Raw genomic sequence first — 22,412 nt, 5'->3', positions numbered from 1 at the left:
CGAACCTCCGACGAAAGGGCCGCAGCCGCTAGGCCCGGCGCGCTTTCAACACTTGTGCATTGACTGCACGTTTGTGACTATATTAGCATCATTTCGTCGGTCAAGCCATTTTGTCGTTGGAAATCCAAGGAGTCTCGGGCGCGCGATGATGATGCAGAAACGCCAGGCTGATGACGATATAGCACAGGCTGCGTGGCTGTATTATGTCGGCAACCTCAGCCAACAGGAGGTCAGTAAACGGCTGGGCATTTCGCGCTTCAAGGTGCTGCGTATGCTGGCCGACGCGCGCGAACAGGGGCTGGTGCGTATCACGGTCGAGCATCGGACCTCGCGCACATTGGCGCTGGCCGATCAACTGGTTGACGGGTTTGGCCTGCAAGAGGTGCAGGTCGCGCCCACCGGCGCTGCGACCGATGATGACGTCATGTCACGCCACGCGGTTGCGATCCTTGCAAGCGGCTATCTTGCCCGGATCGCCGGGGCCGACAGTCAGGCCACGGTCGGGCTGGGATGGGGGCGCACGCTGTCTGCCATGGCGGACAATCTGACAGGTGTGCGCAATACGGGCCTGACCTTCGTGTCGCTGATGGGATCGGTGACCTATGCCTCGCATACGGCACCCGGTGATGTCTGCGTCAGGCTGGCGGCCCAGACCGGAGGGCGCGCGATCCTGCTGCCCGCGCCGTTTGTGACGGACAGTGCAGTTGCCTGTGAGGGGATCATGTCACAGCGTCTTGTCCGCGAAGCGATGGATGTCGCCCGCAAGGCCGATCACGCGCTGATGAGCGTTGGCGAATGCCGCGAAGGTGCCATCCTGTTTGACAGCGATATCTTCACTGCCGATCAAATCCAGCAACTGCTTGACGCACAGGTCGTCGGCGATTGTTGCGGTGTCTTTTACCGGGCCGACGGCACGGTTGCAGATATAGAACTGAACCGCTGTACGCCCTGCGTACAACCTGCTGATATGGCGCAGATGGACACGGTGTTGCTGGCCGCGGGCATTGGCAAGCTGGCCTCGACACTGGCCGTCCTGCGTGCCGGGTTCGTCAAGAAACTGATGATTGATGAAGGGCTTGCCGTTGCGCTTGTGCAGGCCAGAAAGGATCTGGGGGGATAATATGGAAGGCTTCGGCGTTCATACAAGCATGTGGACCATGACATGGGATCGGGCGGGCTGCGAGAGGGCTGTCACCAAGGCGAAATCCTATGGCATGGATTTCCTTGAAATTGCGCTGCTTGATCCGCCAAGTGTTGATGCCGCGCATAGCCGTCAGATGCTGGAGGCGGCACAGATGCGCGCGGTCTGTTCGCTGGGCCTGCCGCAAGAGGTATGGGCCTCGCATAACCCCGATGGCGCGGTCGATTTTCTGACCGTGGCACTGGATAAATGTGCGGCGATCGGGGCAGAGGCATTGTCTGGCGTTGTCTATGGCGGCATTGGCGAACGGTCGGGCCAGCCGCCGACGCAAGCCGAACTGGATAACGTCGCCGATGCCATGACCCGCGCGACGCGACATGCAAAGTCACTGGGCCTGTTGTTCGGGATCGAGCCGGTCAACCGCTACGAGACCCATCTGATCAATACCGGCTGGCAAGCGGTCGAGATGATCGAACGCATCGGCGCGGATAACATATTTGTCCATCTCGACACCTACCATATGAACATCGAGGAAAAGGGCATCGCGCAAGGCATCATCGATGCGCGCGACCACCTGCGCTACATCCACCTGTCGGAATCCGATCGGGGAACGCCGGGGGCCGGAACAATCGCCTGGGACGAGATTTACAGTGCGTTGCGCGCGATCGGTTTCAAAGGGGGCTTGGCGATGGAAAGTTTCATCAACATGCCGCCCGAACTCGCAAACGGCCTGTCCGTCTGGCGACCGGTCGCGTCCGGCGAAGCCGAAGTGATGGAGAACGGTCTTCCTTTTCTGCGCAACAAGGCCCACCAATACGGATTGATCTGACGGGTTCAAATGGGCGGCTCGTCCGGTGACAGACCCTGCTTGACATGCCTGTCCATGTGTAGGTCATTTGCCGGCAACGTCACGACGATGGAAGGTTTCGCAGAGGCAACGAAATCTGCGTCTGATCCGGACCCGGCACCCACCGGAGAGAAGTTTCTTTCTAGTGGCTATTCGCTCTGTGCTGCGTCGTTGAAAAGCGGCAAATCGGCAGATAGTGGCATGTCAATGAGGGTTCAAAACTGACCCGGTTTCAGCGATAAAATTTCCTCCTATGTGGAGCAAAGCCCCCGGCGCGCCGCCCTCATGTCGCGGGTCCGCCTGGGGGCTTTGCTTGCGCGAGGTTTATGTTTTTCCGCGTTGCTTGCCTTGTGTGAACCGGTATGAGGTGTTGCCCGCTTCGATGATGGCACAATGATGGATCGCGCGAAATTCAACATCTTTTCGCAATAAAGTCCCCGTGACGTAGGTCTGTTGCCAACTGAAAGAACGTATGATCGTCCGTGTCCTCGACTACGATTTGTCCGAAATAAAGGCGCTGGAGATATGCAAGATGGGTCGTTTACGTCTTTCCAAATCCATTCGGAGACGCGGCGCAATAATCGGCGATCACATCGGACCATATTTTGCGCCGTTTTGTTTGGAATGCTCTGGTCAAAGCGCCTTTGGCCTTCAATTCACTTTCGCGTTGTCTGATCCAGCGCTTTGCTGATCTCTCATTGGGGAATGTGTCGGTCTCTGTAAGGACAACTTTGCCCTTTTGCTTCTTTCGAGCGGTAGCGGTATAGTTCTGTGATCCGTCCTTCTTTGCACGCGTTATAATGGTTCCCATGGGATTTCTTCTCAGATGTGCGTTTCGATATCCGGGAAATCGGCTCAGGAACCGTTTGGCGGTTGGATCCATGTTCAAGGTTCGATAACTCACCGCTGTTGCGTTGACCTGGGCTGTGTCGCTGCGGGAGCTTGCGGCCGTTTCCATGCTGAAAAAACGGCGCGGAGGATCGCGAGCGCGGCGGTGCAACATTTCGGGTTTGTTGCAACATTTTGTTGCACCATGGGCAAAAACGGGGGCAAACAGGCCCAAATAGAGAAAGACGGAACCGATGGCTGAGCAGGCAAACCCAATAAAACAAGGGAAATCGGAAGTTATCCGCGCCGCCCGCCTGTCCGTGGCACCCATGATGGACTGGACCGACCGTCATTGCCGTTATCTGCATCGGCGGCTTAGCCGCCATACGTTGCTGTATACTGAAATGGTGACAGCTCCGGCATTGGTTCGGGGCGGGGCGACACATTTGCTGGCGTTCAACGCTGAAGAGCATCCGGTGGCGTTGCAGCTGGGCGGCTCGGACCCGGTGGAACTGGCAGAGGCGGCCCGGTTGGGGGCGGCTGCGGGCTATGATGAGATCAATCTCAATGTCGGCTGCCCGTCGGACCGGGTGCAATCGGGCACGTTCGGGGCGGTGCTGATGAAAGATCCCGGCCTTGTTGCGGAATGCTGTGCCGCGATGATCGAGGCCAGCCCGGTTGAAGTGACGGTAAAATGCAGGATCGGCGTGGACGATCAGGATCCCGATGCCGTGTTGCCGGAGTTTCTGGCACGCGTTTCGGCGGCCGGTGTGCAGCGTTTTGCCATTCATGCGCGCAAGGCGTGGTTGCAGGGGCTCAGCCCGAAGCAGAACCGTGACGTGCCGCCGCTGGATTACGCATTGCCGTTGCGCATGAAGGGGCTGTTTCCGGCGCTGCATCTGTCGGTGAATGGCGGAATCGGATCGCTGGATGAGGCCGAGGCTTTCCTTGACCAGGGCTTTGACGGGGTGATGATCGGACGGAGCGCCTATCATTCCCCGGCCGAGATCCTGACGCAAGCTGATCGGCGGATCTTTGGGAGTGGACCAGACTCCGATCCGGTGCAAGTAGCACGCCAGATGATGCCCTATGCAGCCGATCATATCGCATCAGGCGGAAAACTGGCACAGGTCACACGCCACATGCTGGGACTGTTTTCGGGACGTCCCGGAGCGCGTATCTGGCGAAGGGTGCTGTCGGAACAGGCACATCTGCCGGGGGCGGGGCCAGAGCTGATCGAACAGGCGCTGTGCGCCGTGCTTGACGCACAGGCGGCGTGATCGCGGATCCGAAACGCGCGGCAGCGCAGGAACAACCTTGATTATGTGAACGCGCCGTGTTTTCGAACATCAGTCGGGCTGATCGGTGCGTCTGGCCGCAACGCTGCTTCGTCGCATTGTCGCCTCCGGTTTGCGCGGCGATTCCTGACCTGCGCGCCACCAGAGGAAAAGCGCCTCAGTCTGCCTGCGATGGGGGGGTGGCATTGCGCGCAAGCCGTCCGGCACGCCCGCCCCTGCGCTTGGTCAGCGTGGACCGGCGGGCGGGCAGGGTGTCCATGATCTGCTGCCGTTCTTCCGCCGGCATTTTCGACCAGCGGGTGATTTCGTCGATACTGCGCAGGCAGCCCGTGCAAAGGCGCGCCTCGGGGTGAACGACGCAAAGATTAACGCAGGGCGATGCGATCTCATCGCGTTTCCAGATATCGTCTTTCACAACATGCCCTTTCACTGCGCCGCGAGATGCCGAACCCGGTCAAGCAGCCCTTGCAGGATATATGAAGCCGCGACATGGTCTATGACCTCGGCGCGACGTTTGCGTGACGTATCCGCCTCCAGCAGCGCTCTTTCGGCGGCGACGGTGGATAGACGCTCGTCCCAATAGGCAATCGGTCCGTCCCAAAGGCGCGACAGATTGCGCGCGAATGCGCGTGTCGACTGGCATCGCGGCCCTTCGGAGCCGTCCATGTTGCGCGGCAGGCCAAGCGCAAGCCCGCCGATGTTGCGATGCGCGATGATTTCCTGAATGCGTGCGGCGTCCAGGGTAAATTTCTTGCGGCGGATCGTCTCCAGCGGTGTGGCCACGGACATCAGCCCGTCAGAGACCGCGACTCCGATCGTCTTGGTGCCGAAATCGAGGCCGATCAACGGACAGGGCCGGGGCAGGGCGGCGACAAAATCGCTGGTCTCTTCGTAGATCATCAAGACACCTCGCGCGGTTGTTGCGCGTTCATTGCGCAGCGCGGGAGGATGGCCGCCACGCCAAGACGCAGCAGGGCGCGCTTGAACGCAACGTCGGGCAGGGCGCGGCATTGCCGGATCATGGCAGCAGGCCCGCGCTGCGGGCGGCGGCCCGGATCGTTTCCAGGGCCGCCGCGTTGCCAACAAACACCTCTTCGGCATTTTGCAGGATGGCGCGGGCCTGGGCGGTATCGCCCAACACATTATGCGCGCCGATCAGCCGCGCCCAGTCCTCGGGCGGGCCGCCTTCTATGGCAAGCCGGTTGGACAGGCGCGCGACCATGCCGCGGATCATTTCCTGCCGGTCGGCCTCTGACATCTCGCCCGCGGCGTCTATATCGGCCGCGCTAGGACCGGGTGCATCCACAAGCGGTGGCAGCTGATAGTCAACGCCCGCGCGCATCGCCATATCCTCGATCTGGGCGCGCAGTGGCACGATCCAGGGATCGGTCGCAGTGCTGTCACGCAACAGATCCTGCCAAAGACGGAAGGCCGCATCCGGGCGCCCGGTCTGGGCCATCATCAAACCGTAATAGTAGCGCGCGACGCCATTGGCCGGATCGCGCGACAGGGCGGCATTCAATGCGTCCTCGGCAGCAGGCGAGACATAGCCGCCCGCCGCGAGAATCCGCATATCGGCAAGGTCCGCGTAATCGCGCGCCGTGGCACCCTCGCCCCGCAGAGAAACCACCTGCGCCTGTGCTTCGGACGCGGCCACATAATTGCCCAGCGCCGCCTCGCTGCCTGCCAAAAGCGTCTGCCCTTGCAGATCATCGGGCCGCTCTTCCACCGCACCGCGCAACCGCGTGACCAGTGCAAGATATTCAGCAGGCGGCTCTTCCAGCAGCGGCGCGGGTCCGGCGCGGGCGATTTCTGCTTCTGCCTCTGCCTGCGAGGGGCGGTTTTCGCGGGCGTCGCGGGCCATCTCCTTGCGGCGCTCAAGGCCAAGGTCGCCGTAACCCGGCGCGCCCAACTGCCAATACAGCCCGATCCCGCCAGCAAGCAGCGCCAGGGTCAGAACCGCAGGGAAAACCATCCCGCCCCGGCGCACCTGCGAAACGTCCTTCCCTTCCTGAACGCGACTGTCCGCCGCCAGAATGCGCCGCGACACCTCGGTGCGCAGCCGTTCGGCATCTTCCGGTGCGATCACACTACGGGCGGCGTCCCTGTCAATCTCGGCCAACTGGTCGCGATAGACTTTCAGGTCGAACGCTTCGGCGGGGCCGGTGTCGCGGCGTCCCCGCACAAGTGCCAGCGTCAAAAGCGCGGCCACGCCGCAGGTCAACGCCACGGTAAGGAACCAGAAAACCGTCATGCTTGCTCCTGCGCCAATCATGCAGGTCATGTATAGCGCCGCGCGCCATCACAAAAGAGCAAAACCGCGCAGGGGTGCGCCGATGTCGCAACTGCACATGATCGTGACGGTTGCGATCATGGGGTGGTTCAGGCCAAGGTTCAGTCAGAACACCTGAACAGATTGCCGGATTCGACGCCCATGAAACGCTATTCCGCCTTTGCCATCGCCAAAGAAGCCCTGCGTGACCACATAGGCTGGGACCGTGCCTGGCGGCGAGCCACACCGAAAAAACGCTACGACGTTGTGATCGTGGGGGCAGGCGGGCATGGCCTTGCCACCGCCTATTACCTTGGCAAGAACTTCGGCATCACCAATGTTGCGGTGCTGGAAAAGGGCTGGCTGGGGGGTGGCAATACCGGGCGCAACACCACGATCATCCGGTCGAACTACCTGCAAGACCCGTCCGCCGCGATCTACGAAAAGGCCCGCAGCCTGTACGAGACGATGAGCCAGGACCTCAATTACAACGTCATGTTCTCGCCCCGTGGCGTGATGATGCTGGCCCAGACCGAACATGAAGTCCGCGGCTTCAAACGCACCGCCCATGCCAATGCCCTGCAAGGGGTTGTGACCGAATTCATCGCGCCCGCCCGCGTCAAGCAACTGGTGCCGATCATGAATATCGACGGACCGCGCTACCCGGTGCTTGGCGCGCTCTGGCAGGCACGGGCTGGCACGGCGCGCCACGATGCGGTGGCCTGGGGCTATGCGCGGGCCTGTTCGGATATGGGCATGGACATCATCCAGAAATGCGAGGTCACCGGCGTGCAGTCCGAATACGGGCACGTCACGGGTGTGTCCACCACCCAGGGCGACATTGCCTGTGACAAGCTCGGGCTCGTCGTCGCGGGCCATTCCGGCGCGCTGGCCGATATGGCGGGCTTCCGTTTGCCCATCGAAAGCGTGGCCCTACAGGCGCTGGTCAGCGAACCGATCAAACCCTGCATGGATGTGGTTGTCATGGCCAACACCGTACATGGCTATATGAGCCAGTCCGACAAGGGCGAGATGGTCATCGGCGGCGGCACGGACGGGTGCAACAGCTACACCCCGCGCGGCAGCTTCCACCATATCGAGGAAACCGTCCGCGCGCTGGTTGAAACCTTCCCGATGATCTCCCGCCTGAAAATGCTGCGCCAATGGGGCGGCATCGTCGATATCACCGGCGACCGCTCGCCCATCCTGTCGAAAACGCCCCTTGGCGGCTGCTTCATCAATTGCGGCTGGGGCACCGGCGGCTTCAAAGCGATTCCCGGTTCCGGCTGGGCCATGGCAGAGCTGATGGCCCGCGGCCGCTCGCCGCTGACGGACGCCTTCAGCCTGAACCGCTTCCGCGAAGGCCGCTTTGTGGATGAGAGCGTGGCGGCAGGGGTGGCGCATTGAAGAAGTGGTTGTATGAAGCAATACCAGCTTATGTGGTTGGCGGGCTGTTTGCTTTTGGGCTCGTACAACTCTCAGCCGAGACATTTCAACGCCTCGGAACGCTGGGGGTGGCAACTGCTATCTGTGTCTTCGGAGGAACGCGCCTATTCTTGAATGCAGAACAATATCGACCGTATCGGCGTATTGGTGACATGCATGAGTATTTGCTCGCAATCATCGGAACCCTAATTTCGGGCTATGGGGATCTTTTCCACGTTTGGTTCAATAAGGTGATGTAAGAATGAGTATCAACCTGACTGTCGACCTATATCGTAAATCAAAATTTCGCTTTCGGGCAATTTGCAGCAGCGGCGAGCGTAACACATGCTAACCCTCAAATGCCCCTATTGCGACGTCCAAGCCGAGGAAACCGAACTCCATGCCGGTGGCGAGGCGCATCTGACGCGGCACGGCCCTGACTCCTCGGATGACAGTTTTGAGTCCTACCTCTTCACCCGCGAAAACCCCAAGGGCGTGCATTTTGAACGCTGGCGGCACTCTCACGGCTGCGGCAAGTGGTTCCACGCCGCCCGCTGCACCATGACGATGGAGGTGTTCGGCACATACCCCGCCCAGACGACCAAGCCGCCGCAAGCCATCCTCGATGCGATCACTGCCAAACGCCCCGGCTGGACGTGGAGAGAGTTGTCCTGATGCTTCTTCTTGGCAAAAATACTCCCGCGCGGAGCGCTCCGACATCGCCACCAATGACAGGGCCAGAAACATGAGCACACGCCTTCCCACCGGCGGACGCCTCACCGACCGCACCTATCGCGTCGGGTTCACCTTCAACGGCAAACGCCTGAACGGTTTTGCCGGCGATACGCTGGCCTCTGCACTGCTGGCCAATGATCAGGTGCTGATGGGCCGGTCGTTCAAACACCATCGCCCGCGCGGCCCCGTGGCCTCTGGCGCGGAAGAACCCAACGCGCTGGTCAATCTGGGCGAGGGCAACCGGTTCGAACCCAACCAGCGTGCCACCACGACAGAGCTTTTCGACGGGCTGACAGCCACCAGCCAGAATCACTGGCCCAGTCTTGAGATGGATATCGGCGCGATCAACACGCATCTGGCGCGGGTGCTGCCCGCCGGTTTCTACTACAAGATGTTCATGTATCCGCGCGCTTTCTGGAAACATGTCTACGAACCGTTCATCCGCCATTCCGCCGGTCTGGGCAAGGCACCCGATGCCGGGGCACGCGATGCCGACAGGTACGAACATTTCTACCATTACACCGATGTGCTTGTGGTCGGCGGCGGTGTCGCTGGCCTTATGGCGGCAAAAGCCGCCGGGCAGACCGGGGCGAAAGTCCTTCTGCTCGAACAAACCGCGCATTGGGGCGGTCGCGCCCCGGTCGATGGCGGCCTAATCGACGGTCAGACGCCCGAAACATGGGTCACTTCAGTGCTGAACGAGTTGCACGCCATGCCGAATGTCACCCTGCGCAACCGGACCATGGGGGCAGGGGTTTACGATCATGGTTATGCGCTTGGCTACGAACGCCTGACCGACCATGCGCCCGATTTGGACGGCCCGCGCCACCGTTTGTGGCGTATCCGCGCCGCACAGATCGTCACCGCAACCGGTGCCATCGAACGCCCGATCTCTTTCGCGGGCAACGATATTCCGGGTGTCATGCTCGCATCGGCAGTGCGCGATTATCTGGTGAACTGGGGGGTTAGTATCGGCGATCGGACCGTCGTGGTCACCAATAACGATGACGCCTATCGCACTGCGATTGCCCTGAAGAAAGCCGGGCTGGACGTGCCTGCCATCATCGACGCGCGCAATTATGGCGGTGGCGCGCTGATGGCCGAGGCGCAGGGGCTTGGCATCCGGGTCGAACAGGGGCGCGGTATCGCAAAGGTGTTGGGCGGCAAGCGTGTGACGGGCGTGGCAATCTGCAACCAGCAGGGCGAGGGCGCCATTCTGGACGAGATCGCATGCGACGCGGTTGCCATGTCCGGCGGCTGGTCCCCGGTCGTTCACCTGTGGTCGCATTGCGGTGGCAAACTGGACTGGGACGAGGCGGGGGCCTTCTTCCGTCCGCGCGCTGAGGCTGGCCCGACCGGGGCTGACGGCAAACCCTTCGTCAGCGTTGCTGGTGCCGCAGATGGTCATATGGCGCTGGCCTCGCTGTTGAAAGACGCCGCACAAACCGGGACTGTCGCTGGAAACAATGCCGGCTTTTCCGGGCAAACATCCGCGCCGGATGCCACAGACGTGCCAGAAAAACCGCTGGAGCCGGTCTGGCTGATGCCGCAAGGCGCGCGCTATGATCTGCGGATGAAGGCGTGGCTGGATTATCAGAACGACGTCAAGGTCTCGGATGTGCAACTGGCGGCGCGCGAAGGCTATGAAAGTGTTGAACATACCAAGCGTTACACCACGCTGGGCATGGCAACCGATCAGGGAAAACTCAGTAACATCAACGGCCTCGCGACACTCTCCAATGCGCTTGGTGAGGCCATCCCAGAGGTCGGCACCACCACCTTCCGCCCGCCCTATACACCGATCTCCATGGGCGTGATCGCGGGCGAGGCGCGTGGCCCACTGTTTCAGCCGATCCGCCAGACGCCGATCCACGCATGGCACGAAAACCATGACGTGCATTGGGAACCTGTCGGTCAATGGCGACGGCCCTATTGTTACCCGCGCGGCGAGGAAGACCACGCACAGGCTGTTATCCGGGAGGTGAAGGCCGTCCGTCAAAGCCTTGGTTTGCTTGACGCTTCCACGTTAGGCAAGATTATCGTCAAGGGGCCGGATGCGGGCCGCTTCCTCGATATGCTTTACACAAACATGATGTCGACGCTGAAGCCCGGCAAATGCCGTTACGGGCTGATGTGCAGCGAAAACGGCTTTCTGATCGACGATGGTGTCGTGGCGCGGCTGGATGAGGACACCTTCCTTTGCCACACCACCACGGGCGGCGCGGACCATATCCATGCCCATATGGAAGAGTGGCTGCAAACCGAATGGTGGGACTGGCAGGTCTACACCGCCAACGTGACCGAACAATACGCACAGATCGCGGTTGTCGGACCCAATGCGCGGAAGTTGCTTGAGAAACTTGGTGGCATGAATGTCTCGAAAGAGGCTCTGCCCTTCATGACCTGGGTCGATGGGACGCTTGGGGGCTTCCCTGTGCGGATCTTCAGGATCAGCTTTTCCGGGGAACTGTCCTATGAAATTGCCACCCCGGCAGGGCATGGTCGCGCGCTTTGGGATCTGCTTTATGCCAAAGGCGCTGAATGGAACATCACACCTTACGGGACGGAGGCGCTGCATGTTCTGCGCGCCGAAAAAGGCTTCATCATGATCGGGGATGAAACCGACGGCACGGTGATCCCGCAGGATCTGGGGCTGGACTGGGCAATCTCGAAGAAAAAGGATGACTATCTGGGCAAACGTGCGCAGGCGCGGTCCCATATGACGGATCCTTCGCGCTGGAAGCTGGTGGGCCTGATGACCGAGGATGGATCGGTCCTGCCAGAGGGCGCTTATGCGGTGGCAGGGGGCACCAATGCCAATGACCAACGCAACACTCAGGGCCGCGTCACCTCGACCTATTTTTCGCCCACGCTGGGCCGCGGCATCGCCATGGGGCTGGTGCTGAACGGACCTGACCGGATGGACGAGGTGATCGAGTTCACCCATGTCGAAGGCTTCACCGTGCCCGCCCGGATCGTCGATCCGGTCTTCTATGACCCTGAAGGGGAAAAGCAGAATGTCTGAACCCATCAGCGCATTGCGCCGCGCACGCTACGAAGGATTTGTCACCGTCGAAGAGGCGGGCCTGCAAGGCATGGTCCAGATCCGGGGCGATTTCGACTCGGAGATCTTTACGCGGGCCGTGTCCAGTGCCGCCGGCGTGGCGATGCCGGCACAGCGCGAGGCGCTTTGGGAGGGCCGCCAGGGCCTGTTGTGGATGTCCCCGGACGAGGTGATGCTGCTTTGTCCGTACCCCGAGGCGGACCGCGCGCTTGCCCGATTGACCAACGACCTGGCTGGCACGCATCATCTTGCGCTGAACGTGTCGGACGCACGGACGATGTTCACGCTGGAAGGGGCAGGGCTGCGCGAGGTGCTGGCGAAGCTTGCTCCTGTCGACATGGCACCTGACGTGTTTCGTCCCGGTATGCTGCGCCGTACGCGGCTGGCACAGGTCGCGGCAGCCTTCTGGTTGCGGTCCGACACGCGGGCAGAGGTGATCTGTTTCCGGTCCGTCGCCCCCTATATGATGGAGTTGCTGTCTACCGCCGCAGCAACCGGCAGTGAGGTTGGGCTTCATGGCGATTGACAGATATGACAAACGCGGTAAGTCAGCGCGCCCCGGTCCCTTTTTCAAAGATTTGGCGTGAATCGGATGGAACCCGAAAGCGCCACCAAGGGTTGACCTTACTGAACGGAATGCGCAGTTATCGTATAGCAGCCACAACACTTAGGGGGACCCCAAAATGGCTTTCGAACTTCCCGATCTTCCATATGCCCACGACGCCCTTGCCAGCAAAGGCATGTCGCAGGAGACTCTGGAATATCACCACGACATTCACCACAAGGCCTATGTCGACAACGGCAACAAGCTGATCGACGGGACCGAGTGGGCGGACAAATCTCTGGAAGAGATCATCAAGGGCACATATGACGCCAACGCCGTCGCCCAGTCCGGTATCTTCAACAACGCTTCGCAGCACTGGAACCACACCCAGTTCTGGGAAATGATGGGGCCAGGCTCGGACGCCATGCCCGGAGAGCTTGAATCGCGCCTCAAGGATGCTTTCGGCTCGGTCGAAAAATTCAAGGAAGACTTCTCGGCTGCGGGCGCAGGTCAATTCGGTTCCGGCTGGGCTTGGCTGGTCGTCGATGGTGACGGTAGCCTGAAGGTCACCAAGACCGAAAATGGCGTGAACCCGGTCTGCTTCGGCCAGACCGCGCTTCTGGGCTGCGATGTGTGGGAGCATTCCTATTACATCGACTTCCGCAACAAGCGCCCGGCCTACCTGTCCAACTTCCTGGAGAACCTTGTGAACTGGGATAACGTGGCAGAGCGGCTGTCCAAAGCCTGAACGAATCCGACCTAATCGATTTGAACGCCCCGTGGCCCTGCGCTGCGGGGCGTTTTTGCGTGGCGGCCAGCGTCAGAAAATCTGCGCAATGGACGATGGATTTCGATATTGCAGACGTCCCGGTGAAGAAACTCGGACAAGCTTCACAAGGGCATGGAACAGGAGTGCCGCGCTGGGGGTTGGTTCATTGATGCAGCCAAAGGAGGACGTCATGGCAGACAGAAAGCGATCAACCGACGGCACACGCGAGACTGAGCAGGTTCTGGGTGAGAAGCCCGAAAATCTGGAAGATCAGCCTTCAGAGGCAGGGCGGTCAGGCGGAGAGATTGCCCGCAAGGTCGGCACCCGCGATGAAGAGAAGCGGTATGATGAAACCTCGGCCGGCAAGACCCGACCATTGGGGCAGGATCAGAACCGCAGTGGTGATAAGGAGAAAGTGTAATGGTCGCACTTTCAAAAGGCACTTGGATTCTTGTCGCGGATGGCGAGAAGGCGCTTTTTCTGCGCAACGATCTGGATGCGCAGGATCCCGATCTCAATGTGATGCAGCACGAAGAGCAGGACAATCCGTCCGACCGCGAACAATCGGCCAATCGGCCGGGCCGCATGCAGGATACGGGCGTGGGTCAACGCTCTGCCATGGATGACACGGATTGGCACGAACTTGCGAAAGAGCGCTTCGCCGACGAGCTTTCCGACATCCTGTATCAGAAAGCGCATAAGAATGAGTTCGAAAAGCTGGTCATCGCCGCGCCGCCGAACATTCTTGGCGAATTGCGCGACAAGCTGCACAAAGAGGTATCGTCGCGCGTGATCGCCGAGATATCCAAGACATATACCAACCACCCGATCGACAAGATCGAAGGGTTGATCAAGGCGGAACTGGCAGAGCGCTAGGGTTGCCGTGCGCAAACCGCGCATCAGGAATGCCTTTTGGTGGCATGCTCCTTGAGTATTGACTGGCGCTGTCAGGAATTGGTCCTGACAGCGCCTTTCTTTTCATCCGTCAGGGTTAGCCGATGATGCCATTCAGCGTGGTGCTGGGGCGCATGACGGTGGAGGTCTTGTCGGGATCACCATGGTAGTAGCCACCCAGATCGACGGCTTTGCCTTCGGCTGCGGTGATCTCGGCCGCGATTGCCTCTTCACTGTCAACCAGTGCTTTGGCGATCGGCGTGAAATGCGCGGCCAGATCGGCATCTGCGGTTTGTGCCGCAAGCGCCTCTGCCCAGTAGCGGGCGAACCAATAATGGCTGTCCCGGTTATCCAACTGACCAACCTTGCGCTCTGGCGATTTGTTGGTCTCCAGAAGCTTCTGGGTCGCTACTTCGACAGCTTCGCCCATGATCTCGGCGCGGGCATTGCCCCGGCTTTCGGCCAGAAACTTCAGCGACTCGCCAAGCGCGCAGAACTCGCCCAAGCTGTCCCAGCGCAGGTGGTTTTCTTCCATCAACTGCTGCACATGCTTGGGCGCGGAACCGCCGGCCCCGGTTTCAAACAACCCGCCGCCATTCATCAGTTTGACGATGGACAACATTTTGGCCGAGGTGCCCAGTTCGAGGATCGGGAACAGGTCGGTCAGGTAATCACGCAGCACGTTGCCGGTGATGGTCACGCAATCATCGCCCTTGGTCATCGTCTCCAGCGTGAAGCGGGTCGCGGCGCGCGGGGCCATGATCGGAATGTCCATCCCCGCCTTCTCCAGCGCGGGTTTCACATATTTGATCAGTTCCGCATCATGGGCACGGTTCGCGTCCAGCCAGAAGGCCGCCGCACCGGTGGCTTTGGTGCGGGCGATGCCAAGCTGAATCCAATCCTCGATCGGGGCTTTCTTCGCCGTGGCAGAGCGCCAGATGTCGCCTTCATTCACGGCGTGTTCATGCAGCACGTCACCATTGCCCAGAACGATGCGGACCGTGCCTTTGCCCGCCATCTCGAACGTGGTGGGATGAGAGCCGTATTCCTCGGCCTTCTGGGCCATCAGCCCGACATTGGACACCGCCCCGCAAGTGGTCGGGTCCAGCGCGCCGTTCTCTTTGAAATACTTGATCGTTTCGTCATAGACCGGCGCATAGGAACTGTCGGGAATGCAGCATTTGGTCTCTGCCGCCTTGCCGTCCGGACCCCAGCCGATACCGCCCGCACGGATCACCGCCGGCATGGAGGCGTCAATGATCACGTCCGAGGGCACATGCAGGTTGGTGATGCCACGATCGGAATCCACCATGTAAAGCGGCGGCTTGCCGTCAAGCGCCGCTTTCAGGTCAGCCTCCAGCTCTGCATTGCCGGCTATTTTCGATTCCAGATCGCCGATCCCGGCATTCGGTGTCCAACCCAGCGCCGCAACGGTGTCGCCGTGCTTGGCCAGGAAATCCTCAAGATAGACGCTGACGAAATGGCCAAAGAGGATCGGGTCCGAGACCTTCATCATCGTGGCTTTCAGGTGAACCGAGAACAGCACGCCCGGCTCCATGCTGGCAACTTCCGCGCGGATGAAATCGCGCAGCGCGGCGGCCGACATGAACGTGGCATCGACGACGGTGCCTTCGTCATAGATCAGCCCGTCTTTCAGCACGGTTTCGGTGCCATCCTCGGCGGTGAAGGTGATCTTGGCAGGCCCGGCCTGTGCCGCGGTGATGGTGGCGGATTTCTCGTTGGAGAAGAAATCATTGCCGTCCATCTGCGCCACATGAGTCCGGCTGTCGGCGGACCATTTGCCCATCGAATGCGGGTTCTGCATCGCATAGGCCTTGACCGCCTTGGCCGCGCGCCGGTCAGAGTTGCCTTCGCGCAGCACAGGGTTCACGGCAGAGCCCTTGATCGCGTCATAGCGGCGCTGAATGTCCTTTTCGGCATCGCTTTGCGGATCGGACGGATAGTCGGGCAGGGCGTAGCCCTGTCCCTGAAGTTCCTTGATCGCGGCGTTCAATTGCGGCTGCGAGGCCGAAATGTTGGGCAGCTTGATGACATTGGCGGTCGGCTGCTTGACCAGCTTGCCCAGTTCGGCAAGGTCATCGGTAATACGCTGCTCTTCGGTCAGGAAATCGGGGAATGCCGAAAGGATGCGCCCGGCAACGGAAATATTGCGCGTCTCGATCCCGATGTCGGCGGCCTTGGCAAAAGACCGGATGATCGGCAGCAGCGATGCGCTGGCCAGTTCCGGGGCCTCGTCGACGATGGTATAGATGATATCGGGTGTTTCTGAATTCGCCATGATGTCAGCCGTCTCCGCATTCAGGACGGGCGGCCAGGCAGGATGCGTGGCGGCGCCCGGAGGCACGCGGCGGGAAGGCACGCAGGGCATCCACGACCCCCGGTTCCGCGCAGTTGCCTGTCGCCTAGATCAGCGGGTGCAGCGTGTCAATGCGCTCTGCATACAATGGCGTACAATGGGCGCAAACAGTGGCGATCTGCCGCGTCAACAGGCAGAAAACGGTGGCATCTTCAGCCAGCGTTCGGCAGGCACGCGCGCCGGGAGTAGGCCGGTCATGCGCCAGCCGTCATCATTCCGCTCAGGCCGTCATAGATCAGCTTGCAGGACACGATGGCGACCATCCCATACATCAACGGATAGAAAACCTCGGCCCGCATGCGCTTGACGATTGCCGCCCCCACCAAAGTTGACACCAAGGCGACAGGCAGCAGGACAAGCGCCGACCAGAGCGATTGCGCGGTGAACTCCCCCAGTGCGGCGTAGGGGATAACCTTGATTGCGTTGACGACCGCGAAAAAGATCACCGATGTCCCGGTGAAGATCTTCGGGTCCAGCCGCAGCGGCATCGCGTAGACCTGAAAAGGCGGGCCGCCTGCATGGGCCACAAAGCTGGTGAAACCCGCCAGCGTGCCGAATATCGTGGCGAGCAGCCCGTTCCGGCGCGCGGAAACCCGGCCCGTCTTGCCGCGCGCGCCGATGGCGACACGCAAAACGAACAGCAGCGCCACAAGCCCGACCAGCAGCCGCACGAAATCATCCGAGGTGATCGACACCGCCGATGCGCCGATCACGATACCCAGCACCGCGGCGGGCAGCATTTGCACCAACAGATGTTTGTCGTAATAGCCGCGCCATGCCCAAAGGCTGATTGCGTCCATGGCCAGAAGGACCGGCAGCAGCAGGGCAGCCGCCTGCATCGGCGGCATGACAAAGGCCAGGAGAGGTACCGCAATCAGCGCCATCGCCCCGCCCAGGCCGCCCTTGGACAGGCCCACCAGAAACACCGCCAAAACCCCGAGCATCAATGTCGGAAGGTCATTGAAATAGGTCAGCGCAGCGAGGTCCATGGATCATCCTGTCAGCCCCGCCGCAAAACGGGCAGGCGGGCACAGCGCCTGAATTTCTTGTGGTCAGTGCAAGGACGGATGGGCCGTCTGTCCCTGTCTCGTGCCGCAATTTGACTGCGAAAGCAGGGTATTGCAAGGGGTTAGAGGGCGATAAGGTGGTTGTCCCAGCTAAGCCCTTCAAAGCGTGCTATCGGTTCGGGCCGGGCACCAAGACGCAAGAGGCCGCCCAGACCGTCCGTTGCCACCATTCCGTCAGGCCCGGCAGCGATGCCGCAAACATCGGCGCGGGCAAGGCTTTGGACGGCACCTGTGGCGACATCGAACCGGTGTACCCGCCCGCCGCGCGGCGAGGTGATCGCGATATCTGTGCCGTCGCGGCTGAACGCGACACTGCCCGCATAACCCTGCATCGCCAACTGCTCGCCCAGATCGGCAGAAAGCAGACGCGGTTCCTTGCCGCGTTCATGCAATCCAAGAAGCGGCACCGGGTCCGAGGACTCTCCCTGCCATTGCATCGCAAAACCGACGGTGCCATCGGGCGCTTGCGCAAGGTGGCGGATCGAGTTCATGTGCAGCTCCGGGTCAAGCACGACCTCTTCAAGCAGCGCGCCATCCGGGGCGATATAGGCAAGGCTTGGCCGCATCTCGGGGATGTTCAGCTTTTCACGGCCCTGATCGGGATGCGTGCGGATGCCGCCATTGGCGACCACCAGAACATCACCTGCTGTGCTGAGAATTTCATGCGGGCCAGTGCCGTGGCTGGCGATCTCTCCAATCCGTGCATAGCCCCGTTTGCGGGACCAAAGCCCGATCCGGCCCGCACCCGTTTCAATCTCGTTCTCGGTGGTACACAGGATGTCGCCATTCGCGATAAACGCGCCATGCCCGTAAAAATGCCGCCCCTCCGGGCTTTGCAGCCGGTGCGTCACCTCGCCCGTCAGGCAGTTGACGACCAGCGCAAAGGTGCCGGGACGCCGGGCAAAGGCCACCGCCTCGGGCGCTGTGGGGTGGGCTGCGGCGGCATGACCACGGGTGGGCAGGGCAATGCGAAACCGTTCCGCCCCGTCCCGCGCCAGCCCCAGCAGCACATAAAACCCGTCCGCATCCCGCGCCGCGCCAAGCCATGCCGGGCTGCCAACATCCGCCCAGCTAAGCCGTGGTGTGCCTGCCGCCGCCAGAAGGCTTCCGAGAAAAGCGCGCCGTGCGATCATCGGTCAGTCCCCATCCGTCGCGTTGAACCCGGCGGAAACCCCAAGCGGCACGCCAACCTCATTGGCGATCGCAGGCAGGAGCGCCTTGATTTTCTGTTGGAGGATCTCGACTTGCAAGCGGCCCTGCGGATCTTCGACACCGGCGAAGACCGGATCATCCAGATCGCGCGCTGTTTGCAGTGCCATGTCGAAACCGGCATCAATCTGCGGGGTCGGACCATCGGCAAGCACTTGTGCGAATCCATGCAAGGATTCGAGTGATAGTATAACATTGCGCAGCGACCGGCCCGACCTGTACGCTTCGGCCCGTGTGGGGCGCGGGCGATCGAACGTGCCCAAGGGCCGACCAAGGCGTTGGTCCGCGGTAAATTCGATCCCTGTCGTCAAAGCGGTGTAAAGCGCCTGCGCGGCCTCGGATTTGGTCAAGAATGTAGCGTTTCCGGCATCCCCGGCGCTGGTGACGGTCTGGGCATATTCGTCGCTCCAGTCTTGATCTATGGCAGCCGCCATCTGCGCCAGATCGGCGCTCATTACCTGCGCGAGCTTGCAGGTGTAACTGTCTGGCGTATAATCGGAAAATTTCGGCTCGAACAGCACACGTTCTAGCGCGGCAAAGCCACGGCCGGCGATGGAGACGTCGGCAAACTGCTTGGTGGACTGGGCGGCAGCATCCTTATCCGCGATCAACCTTGCGACGGTGCGTGGCACCAAACCCCGCGTATCCGGCCAGAACTGGATCGCCAGCGCGCGCCCGTCTTGTTCGACAGGCCCGATCCGAAGATAAGAAACCCCCATCCATGCATCGAAAGCCGCTTGAAAGTCGTCCTGCAAGGCATTGGCAGTGCAGTCAGTCTTTGCAGCAGTTGACAGATTTTCGGCAGCTTCCGAAAAACGCGCCGTCATCGGCAGGATATGGTCGTTCACCGCCTCCGGGACGCCTGAAAAGGCAGGACCGGCAGCGAAGGCGAGGGCAAGGATCAGGCGCATGTCACAGGCTTTCCAGATAGCGGATCAGGGCGTCGCGGTCGGGCTTGTCCAACCCGATCACGGTCTCGCGGGCGGTTTCGGCTTCGCCGCCATGCCAGAGGATTGCCTCCAGCAAGGTGCGGGCGCGGCCATCATGCAGATAGGCCTCATGGCCGCTGACCTGCCGTGTCAGACCGATACCCCAAAGCGGCGCGGTACGCCACTCCCGGCCCGTCGCGCGCAGCTCTGGCCGGTTGTCGGCAAGCCCTTCGCCCATATCATGCAGCAACATGTCGGTATGCGGCCAGATCAGTTGAAAGCTCTGTTCCGGCTGATCCTTCAGCCGCGCGGTGACGAATTTCGGCTGGTGACAGGTGGCACAACCTGAGGAGTAAAAGACTTCCTTGCCGCGCAACACTTGGCGATCGTCGATGTCGCGGCGGGCAGGGACGCCAAGGTTGCGGCTGTAGAAGGTAACAAGGTCCAGCCCTTCGGCGTCGATCTCTGTTCCGCGCGCATCGTCATCGCCATGCGGGCCCGCCACGCAGGCGTCCTGCCGCGCGGTGCAATCGCCTGATGCGTTTGGAAACAATGGGTTGGAGATTCCAATATCGCCCGCAAAGGCACTGGCAGCCTGTTCCAGAACGGAAGGATTGCCGGCTTTCCACCCGAAACGTCCCAACATCGGGCGATCATATTCCACAGACCAGACCACCTGTGCCTTGCCGGAAATTCCGTCACCGTCGGCATCCTCGGGATCGGCCAGCGCCAGAATATCCTCGGCCGGGATCGCCTCCAGCAGGCCAAGGCCGATCATCTGCGGAGTTACGCGGGCGGATATCTGGATGTCCGGGGAAGGGGTGCCATAAGCCGCGTCGGCGATACTGTAACTTGGTGCCCGCAGCGTCACCACTTCACCATCGCCAAGCGTCACCGGCTGATCTGTGTATGTCACGCGCATCTGCCCTTCGGCGGCGTGACCAGGGACGGCGAAATCCTGCAATTGTCCGCCATAGACCGGATCAGGACGGGTGCGCGGCGTGGTGTCACCGATGCCTGTCAGGTAGGTTTCAATCTTCGATGGCTCTGCGTTGCTTGGGACAGACAGACGCAGGAACATCGACACATTGCTGTCCTCCGGTCCTTCGGGTGTGTGCCCGCGCCCGTCCTTCAGATGGCAGCGCTGACACGAACGCGCGTTATAGACCGGTCCCAGCCCGTCAGAGGCGCGGGTCGAGGAGGGCGAAGAAACCCATAGTTTGCGGAACAGCCCGTTGCCCAGCTTGAAGTCCAGCTCGTCCTCAAAGCTGATATTGCCTGATGGCAGCGAAAACGCATCCGAGGTCTCGCGCGCGCGCACGGTGGCCCCCCCGCCGGGATTGGCCTCGAACGGTTCAGGCACCGTGAAATCGGTGGGCGGCGCGACGGCGCGGGCAATCCGGGCAATTTCCGCATCGGTGCGGGGCAGGGTGGCCAGCGGGTGATCCGTGGGGATCTCTGCCATTGCCGCAAGCGGTGCCAAAGTGAAAGCCAGTGAAGTGAGAGCCAGACGAGACGTCATGTGGTGATCCTGTTGGGGCGGCCCGGTCGCCGCCCCGTTTTGGCCGTTTACTGAAAGACTGCGTCTGGATCGTCAAGGCTGTCGGAGCCTTCGATGCCGACGCCGTCCAGACCGAGCGCGGTCACTGCGCGCTCAATCCCGCGGGTCTGGTTCACCAGCGCGTCAACCGCGCTCATGATCAGGGCTTCGCCGGCGTCATTGCCGCGCGCCAGCATCTGATCATAGCTGGTGCCCGCCTCGGCGGTGGATTTGATCGCTGCCAGACGCGACATGGTTGCATCCAGTTGCGTGCGCAGAGCAGTGTCAACATCCGCATCGGCCTCTGCGACCAGATCGGACAGGCTTTCGCCGCTTACGATGCTGCCATCGACGCGGGTGTAATGCCCGGTATAGACGTTGCGAATGCCCAGCCCGTCATAAAAATGGCTGTTATGGGTGTTGTCGGAAAAACAGTCATGCTCTTCTTCGGGATCGTTCAGCATGACGCCCAGCTTCATCCGCTCGCCCGCCTGTTCGCCATAAGAAAGGCTGCCCATCCCGGTCAGCATCGCCACCAGCCCGGCATCTTCATCCGCCGTCAAGGTGCTGCGCGCTTCGCCGTCTGCGCCCCATTGCGCGGCCATCCATTCCAGATCGGAAAGCAACAGATCGGTCGCTGCACGCAAGTATTCGCCACGCCGGTCACAATTGCCATTGGTACAATCATCGCCGGTGGCGTAATCGGTCCAGGGCCGGTCGCCCGCGCCATGATCGGTGCCGTTCAGATCCTGACCCCAAAGCAGAAATTCCACGGCGTGATAACCGGTTGCGACATTTGCTTCAACCTGATCCGCCTCATGCAGAGTGGTTTCCAGAAGCTCTGGCGTGATCGAGGTCGCGTCGATTTCCTGACCTGACAAGGTGAATGTCGGCTGCGCAATCACGTTCAGCACGGCATAGGGGTTTTCATCGGTCGGCCCGGCATCATCGGCGACATAGTCGATCAGGCCTTCATCCAGCGGCCAGGCGTTTACCTTGCCTTCCCAATCATCGACAATCGCGTTCCCGAAACGAAACACCTCTGTCTGCTGGTACGGTACACGCGCGGCGATCCAGGCCTCACGGGCGCGGGTCAATGCCTGGGCAGACGGGTTTTTCAGAAGCGCATCAATGGCATCCGACAGGCGTTGTGCCGTGGTCAGGCTGTCTTCGTATCCGGCCTGCGCGATGTCGGCATAGGTGTTCAGAACGTCGGCCTTTCCGGCCATCAGCGGCGTGGAAAACGCGGCCAAGGCGCAGGCGGCTGTCATCGTGCGTATCATCATAGTCTTTCCTGTCGGTTCGCGGTGGGCTTGATTGCATTTCTGGTCAAGTTACTGACAAAAAGACTAGGATAAGTCAATCCGACAAGAACAATCAGGAATGTGGCTATTTCAGACCAGCCTCTTGTCAGGCGGTATTGGCGCGGCTAACCATTTACCTCGAAACGCGAGGGCGGCATGAAAATCTGCG

The 22,412-nt window shown here is 61.0% G+C and carries 20 protein-coding genes; 10 read left to right on the top strand and 10 right to left on the bottom strand.

What is annotated here, in order from left to right; translation table 11 throughout:
• The first annotated feature begins 148 nt into the window (after positions 1 to 148).
• Positions 149 to 1,120, top strand: a complete 972-nt coding sequence (locus tag DMZ65_RS00685; RefSeq protein ID WP_232824836.1) for a sugar-binding transcriptional regulator — start codon at positions 149 to 151, stop codon at positions 1,118 to 1,120.
• A gap of 37 nt (positions 1,121 to 1,157) precedes the next feature.
• Entirely contained in the window at positions 1,158 to 1,970 is an 813-nt protein-coding gene (locus DMZ65_RS00680; RefSeq protein ID WP_232824835.1) for a sugar phosphate isomerase/epimerase family protein, read from the top strand.
• A gap of 559 nt (positions 1,971 to 2,529) precedes the next feature.
• Here DMZ65_RS00680 and DMZ65_RS00675 read toward each other — a convergent pair.
• Positions 2,530 to 3,051 carry a hypothetical protein gene (locus DMZ65_RS00675; RefSeq protein WP_116597001.1) on the bottom strand — a complete coding sequence of 174 codons (522 nt, stop codon included), beginning with the start codon at positions 3,049 to 3,051 and terminating at the stop codon, positions 2,530 to 2,532.
• Between the two features lie 19 nt (positions 3,052 to 3,070).
• On the opposite strand from DMZ65_RS00675, the gene dusA reads away from it, so the two are divergent.
• Positions 3,071 to 4,096, top strand: a complete 1,026-nt coding sequence (gene dusA / locus DMZ65_RS00670; RefSeq protein WP_116597000.1) for a tRNA dihydrouridine(20/20a) synthase DusA — start codon at positions 3,071 to 3,073, stop codon at positions 4,094 to 4,096.
• Between the two features lie 175 nt (positions 4,097 to 4,271).
• Here dusA and DMZ65_RS00665 read toward each other — a convergent pair whose 3' ends face one another.
• The 3 genes from DMZ65_RS00665 to ccmI all read right to left on the bottom strand — a co-directional run bounded on the left by DMZ65_RS00665 (position 4,272) and on the right by ccmI (position 6,368).
• Entirely contained in the window at positions 4,272 to 4,529 is a 258-nt protein-coding gene (locus tag DMZ65_RS00665) for a DUF1289 domain-containing protein (protein WP_116597537.1), read from the bottom strand.
• 11 nt (positions 4,530 to 4,540) lie between these two features.
• On the bottom strand, positions 4,541 to 5,014 hold the full coding sequence (ruvX, locus tag DMZ65_RS00660; protein WP_116596999.1) for a Holliday junction resolvase RuvX: 474 nt from the start codon (positions 5,012 to 5,014) through the stop codon (positions 4,541 to 4,543).
• Positions 5,015 to 5,132: 118 nt separating this feature from the next.
• Positions 5,133 to 6,368 carry a c-type cytochrome biogenesis protein CcmI gene (gene ccmI, locus DMZ65_RS00655; RefSeq protein ID WP_116597536.1) on the bottom strand — a complete coding sequence of 412 codons (1,236 nt, stop codon included), beginning with the start codon at positions 6,366 to 6,368 and terminating at the stop codon, positions 5,133 to 5,135.
• Positions 6,369 to 6,548: 180 nt separating this feature from the next.
• Here ccmI and DMZ65_RS00650 point away from each other — a divergent pair, with 180 nt between their 5' ends.
• From DMZ65_RS00650 to DMZ65_RS00615, 7 genes are all read left to right on the top strand, one after another.
• Positions 6,549 to 7,793 carry a sarcosine oxidase subunit beta family protein gene (locus DMZ65_RS00650; RefSeq protein WP_116596998.1) on the top strand — a complete coding sequence of 415 codons (1,245 nt, stop codon included), beginning with the start codon at positions 6,549 to 6,551 and terminating at the stop codon, positions 7,791 to 7,793.
• A 363-nt stretch (positions 7,794 to 8,156) separates the two neighbouring features.
• Positions 8,157 to 8,486, top strand: coding sequence for a sarcosine oxidase subunit delta (locus DMZ65_RS00640; RefSeq protein ID WP_116596996.1), 330 nt, complete (start codon positions 8,157 to 8,159; stop codon positions 8,484 to 8,486).
• A gap of 70 nt (positions 8,487 to 8,556) precedes the next feature.
• Positions 8,557 to 11,571 (top strand): sarcosine oxidase subunit alpha family protein, encoded by a 3,015-nt coding sequence (locus tag DMZ65_RS00635; RefSeq protein WP_116596995.1) that lies wholly within the window; start codon positions 8,557 to 8,559, stop codon positions 11,569 to 11,571.
• The gene (locus tag DMZ65_RS00630; protein WP_116596994.1) at positions 11,564 to 12,136 is read left to right on the top strand and encodes a sarcosine oxidase subunit gamma; all 573 of its coding nucleotides are present in this window, start codon (positions 11,564 to 11,566) and stop codon (positions 12,134 to 12,136) included. Before DMZ65_RS00635 ends, DMZ65_RS00630 begins: the two co-directional genes overlap by 8 nt.
• A gap of 157 nt (positions 12,137 to 12,293) precedes the next feature.
• Positions 12,294 to 12,902 (top strand): superoxide dismutase, encoded by a 609-nt coding sequence (locus DMZ65_RS00625; RefSeq protein WP_116596993.1) that lies wholly within the window; start codon positions 12,294 to 12,296, stop codon positions 12,900 to 12,902.
• A gap of 211 nt (positions 12,903 to 13,113) precedes the next feature.
• Complete coding sequence (locus DMZ65_RS00620) at positions 13,114 to 13,344, top strand: hypothetical protein (protein ID WP_116597535.1); 231 nt, start codon at positions 13,114 to 13,116, stop codon at positions 13,342 to 13,344.
• The gene (locus tag DMZ65_RS00615) at positions 13,344 to 13,799 is read left to right on the top strand and encodes a host attachment family protein (RefSeq protein WP_116596992.1); all 456 of its coding nucleotides are present in this window, start codon (positions 13,344 to 13,346) and stop codon (positions 13,797 to 13,799) included. Before DMZ65_RS00620 ends, DMZ65_RS00615 begins: the two co-directional genes overlap by 1 nt.
• Positions 13,800 to 13,914: 115 nt before the next feature.
• On the opposite strand, the gene DMZ65_RS00610 is transcribed toward DMZ65_RS00615, so the two are convergent.
• From DMZ65_RS00610 to DMZ65_RS00585, 6 genes are all read right to left on the bottom strand, one after another.
• Positions 13,915 to 16,116 carry an NADP-dependent isocitrate dehydrogenase gene (locus tag DMZ65_RS00610; RefSeq protein ID WP_116597534.1) on the bottom strand — a complete coding sequence of 734 codons (2,202 nt, stop codon included), beginning with the start codon at positions 16,114 to 16,116 and terminating at the stop codon, positions 13,915 to 13,917.
• Between the two features lie 272 nt (positions 16,117 to 16,388).
• Positions 16,389 to 17,183: a sulfite exporter TauE/SafE family protein gene (locus DMZ65_RS00605; RefSeq protein WP_198662592.1), complete on the bottom strand. Its 795-nt coding sequence runs from the start codon at positions 17,181 to 17,183 to the stop codon at positions 16,389 to 16,391.
• Positions 17,184 to 17,323: 140 nt separating this feature from the next.
• Positions 17,324 to 18,394: a DUF1513 domain-containing protein gene (locus tag DMZ65_RS00600; protein WP_116596991.1), complete on the bottom strand. Its 1,071-nt coding sequence runs from the start codon at positions 18,392 to 18,394 to the stop codon at positions 17,324 to 17,326.
• Between the two features lie 3 nt (positions 18,395 to 18,397).
• Positions 18,398 to 19,381: an imelysin family protein gene (locus tag DMZ65_RS00595; protein ID WP_116596990.1), complete on the bottom strand. Its 984-nt coding sequence runs from the start codon at positions 19,379 to 19,381 to the stop codon at positions 18,398 to 18,400.
• A gap of 1 nt (position 19,382) precedes the next feature.
• Positions 19,383 to 20,921 carry a di-heme oxidoreductase family protein gene (locus DMZ65_RS00590; protein WP_116596989.1) on the bottom strand — a complete coding sequence of 513 codons (1,539 nt, stop codon included), beginning with the start codon at positions 20,919 to 20,921 and terminating at the stop codon, positions 19,383 to 19,385.
• A gap of 47 nt (positions 20,922 to 20,968) precedes the next feature.
• Complete coding sequence (locus DMZ65_RS00585) at positions 20,969 to 22,222, bottom strand: imelysin family protein (protein WP_116597532.1); 1,254 nt, start codon at positions 22,220 to 22,222, stop codon at positions 20,969 to 20,971.
• Positions 22,223 to 22,412: the final 190 nt, after the last annotated feature.

Source organism: Primorskyibacter marinus, from assembly GCF_003313245.1.
Taxonomy (GTDB): domain Bacteria; phylum Pseudomonadota; class Alphaproteobacteria; order Rhodobacterales; family Rhodobacteraceae; genus Primorskyibacter; species Primorskyibacter marinus.
This window is presented reverse-complemented; position numbering and strand designations above follow the sequence as displayed.

Coding starts and splice junctions, on each gene's coding strand:
- DMZ65_RS00615 (WP_116596992.1), top strand. CDS start 13,344: ATGGTCGCACTTTCAAAAGGCACTTGGATTCTTGTCGCGGATGGCGAG.
- DMZ65_RS00620 (WP_116597535.1), top strand. CDS start 13,114: ATGGCAGACAGAAAGCGATCAACCGACGGCACACGCGAGACTGAGCAG.
- dusA (WP_116597000.1), top strand. CDS start 3,071: ATGGCTGAGCAGGCAAACCCAATAAAACAAGGGAAATCGGAAGTTATC.
- DMZ65_RS00640 (WP_116596996.1), top strand. CDS start 8,157: ATGCTAACCCTCAAATGCCCCTATTGCGACGTCCAAGCCGAGGAAACC.
- DMZ65_RS00650 (WP_116596998.1), top strand. CDS start 6,549: ATGAAACGCTATTCCGCCTTTGCCATCGCCAAAGAAGCCCTGCGTGAC.
- DMZ65_RS00630 (WP_116596994.1), top strand. CDS start 11,564: ATGTCTGAACCCATCAGCGCATTGCGCCGCGCACGCTACGAAGGATTT.
- DMZ65_RS00605 (WP_198662592.1), bottom strand. CDS start 17,183: ATGGACCTCGCTGCGCTGACCTATTTCAATGACCTTCCGACATTGATG.
- DMZ65_RS00625 (WP_116596993.1), top strand. CDS start 12,294: ATGGCTTTCGAACTTCCCGATCTTCCATATGCCCACGACGCCCTTGCC.
- ruvX (WP_116596999.1), bottom strand. CDS start 5,014: ATGATCTACGAAGAGACCAGCGATTTTGTCGCCGCCCTGCCCCGGCCC.
- DMZ65_RS00685 (WP_232824836.1), top strand. CDS start 149: ATGATGCAGAAACGCCAGGCTGATGACGATATAGCACAGGCTGCGTGG.
- DMZ65_RS00680 (WP_232824835.1), top strand. CDS start 1,158: ATGACATGGGATCGGGCGGGCTGCGAGAGGGCTGTCACCAAGGCGAAA.
- ccmI (WP_116597536.1), bottom strand. CDS start 6,368: ATGACGGTTTTCTGGTTCCTTACCGTGGCGTTGACCTGCGGCGTGGCC.
- DMZ65_RS00600 (WP_116596991.1), bottom strand. CDS start 18,394: ATGATCGCACGGCGCGCTTTTCTCGGAAGCCTTCTGGCGGCGGCAGGC.
- DMZ65_RS00635 (WP_116596995.1), top strand. CDS start 8,557: ATGAGCACACGCCTTCCCACCGGCGGACGCCTCACCGACCGCACCTAT.
- DMZ65_RS00590 (WP_116596989.1), bottom strand. CDS start 20,921: ATGACGTCTCGTCTGGCTCTCACTTCACTGGCTTTCACTTTGGCACCG.
- DMZ65_RS00585 (WP_116597532.1), bottom strand. CDS start 22,222: ATGATACGCACGATGACAGCCGCCTGCGCCTTGGCCGCGTTTTCCACG.
- DMZ65_RS00595 (WP_116596990.1), bottom strand. CDS start 19,381: ATGCGCCTGATCCTTGCCCTCGCCTTCGCTGCCGGTCCTGCCTTTTCA.
- DMZ65_RS00610 (WP_116597534.1), bottom strand. CDS start 16,116: ATGGCGAATTCAGAAACACCCGATATCATCTATACCATCGTCGACGAG.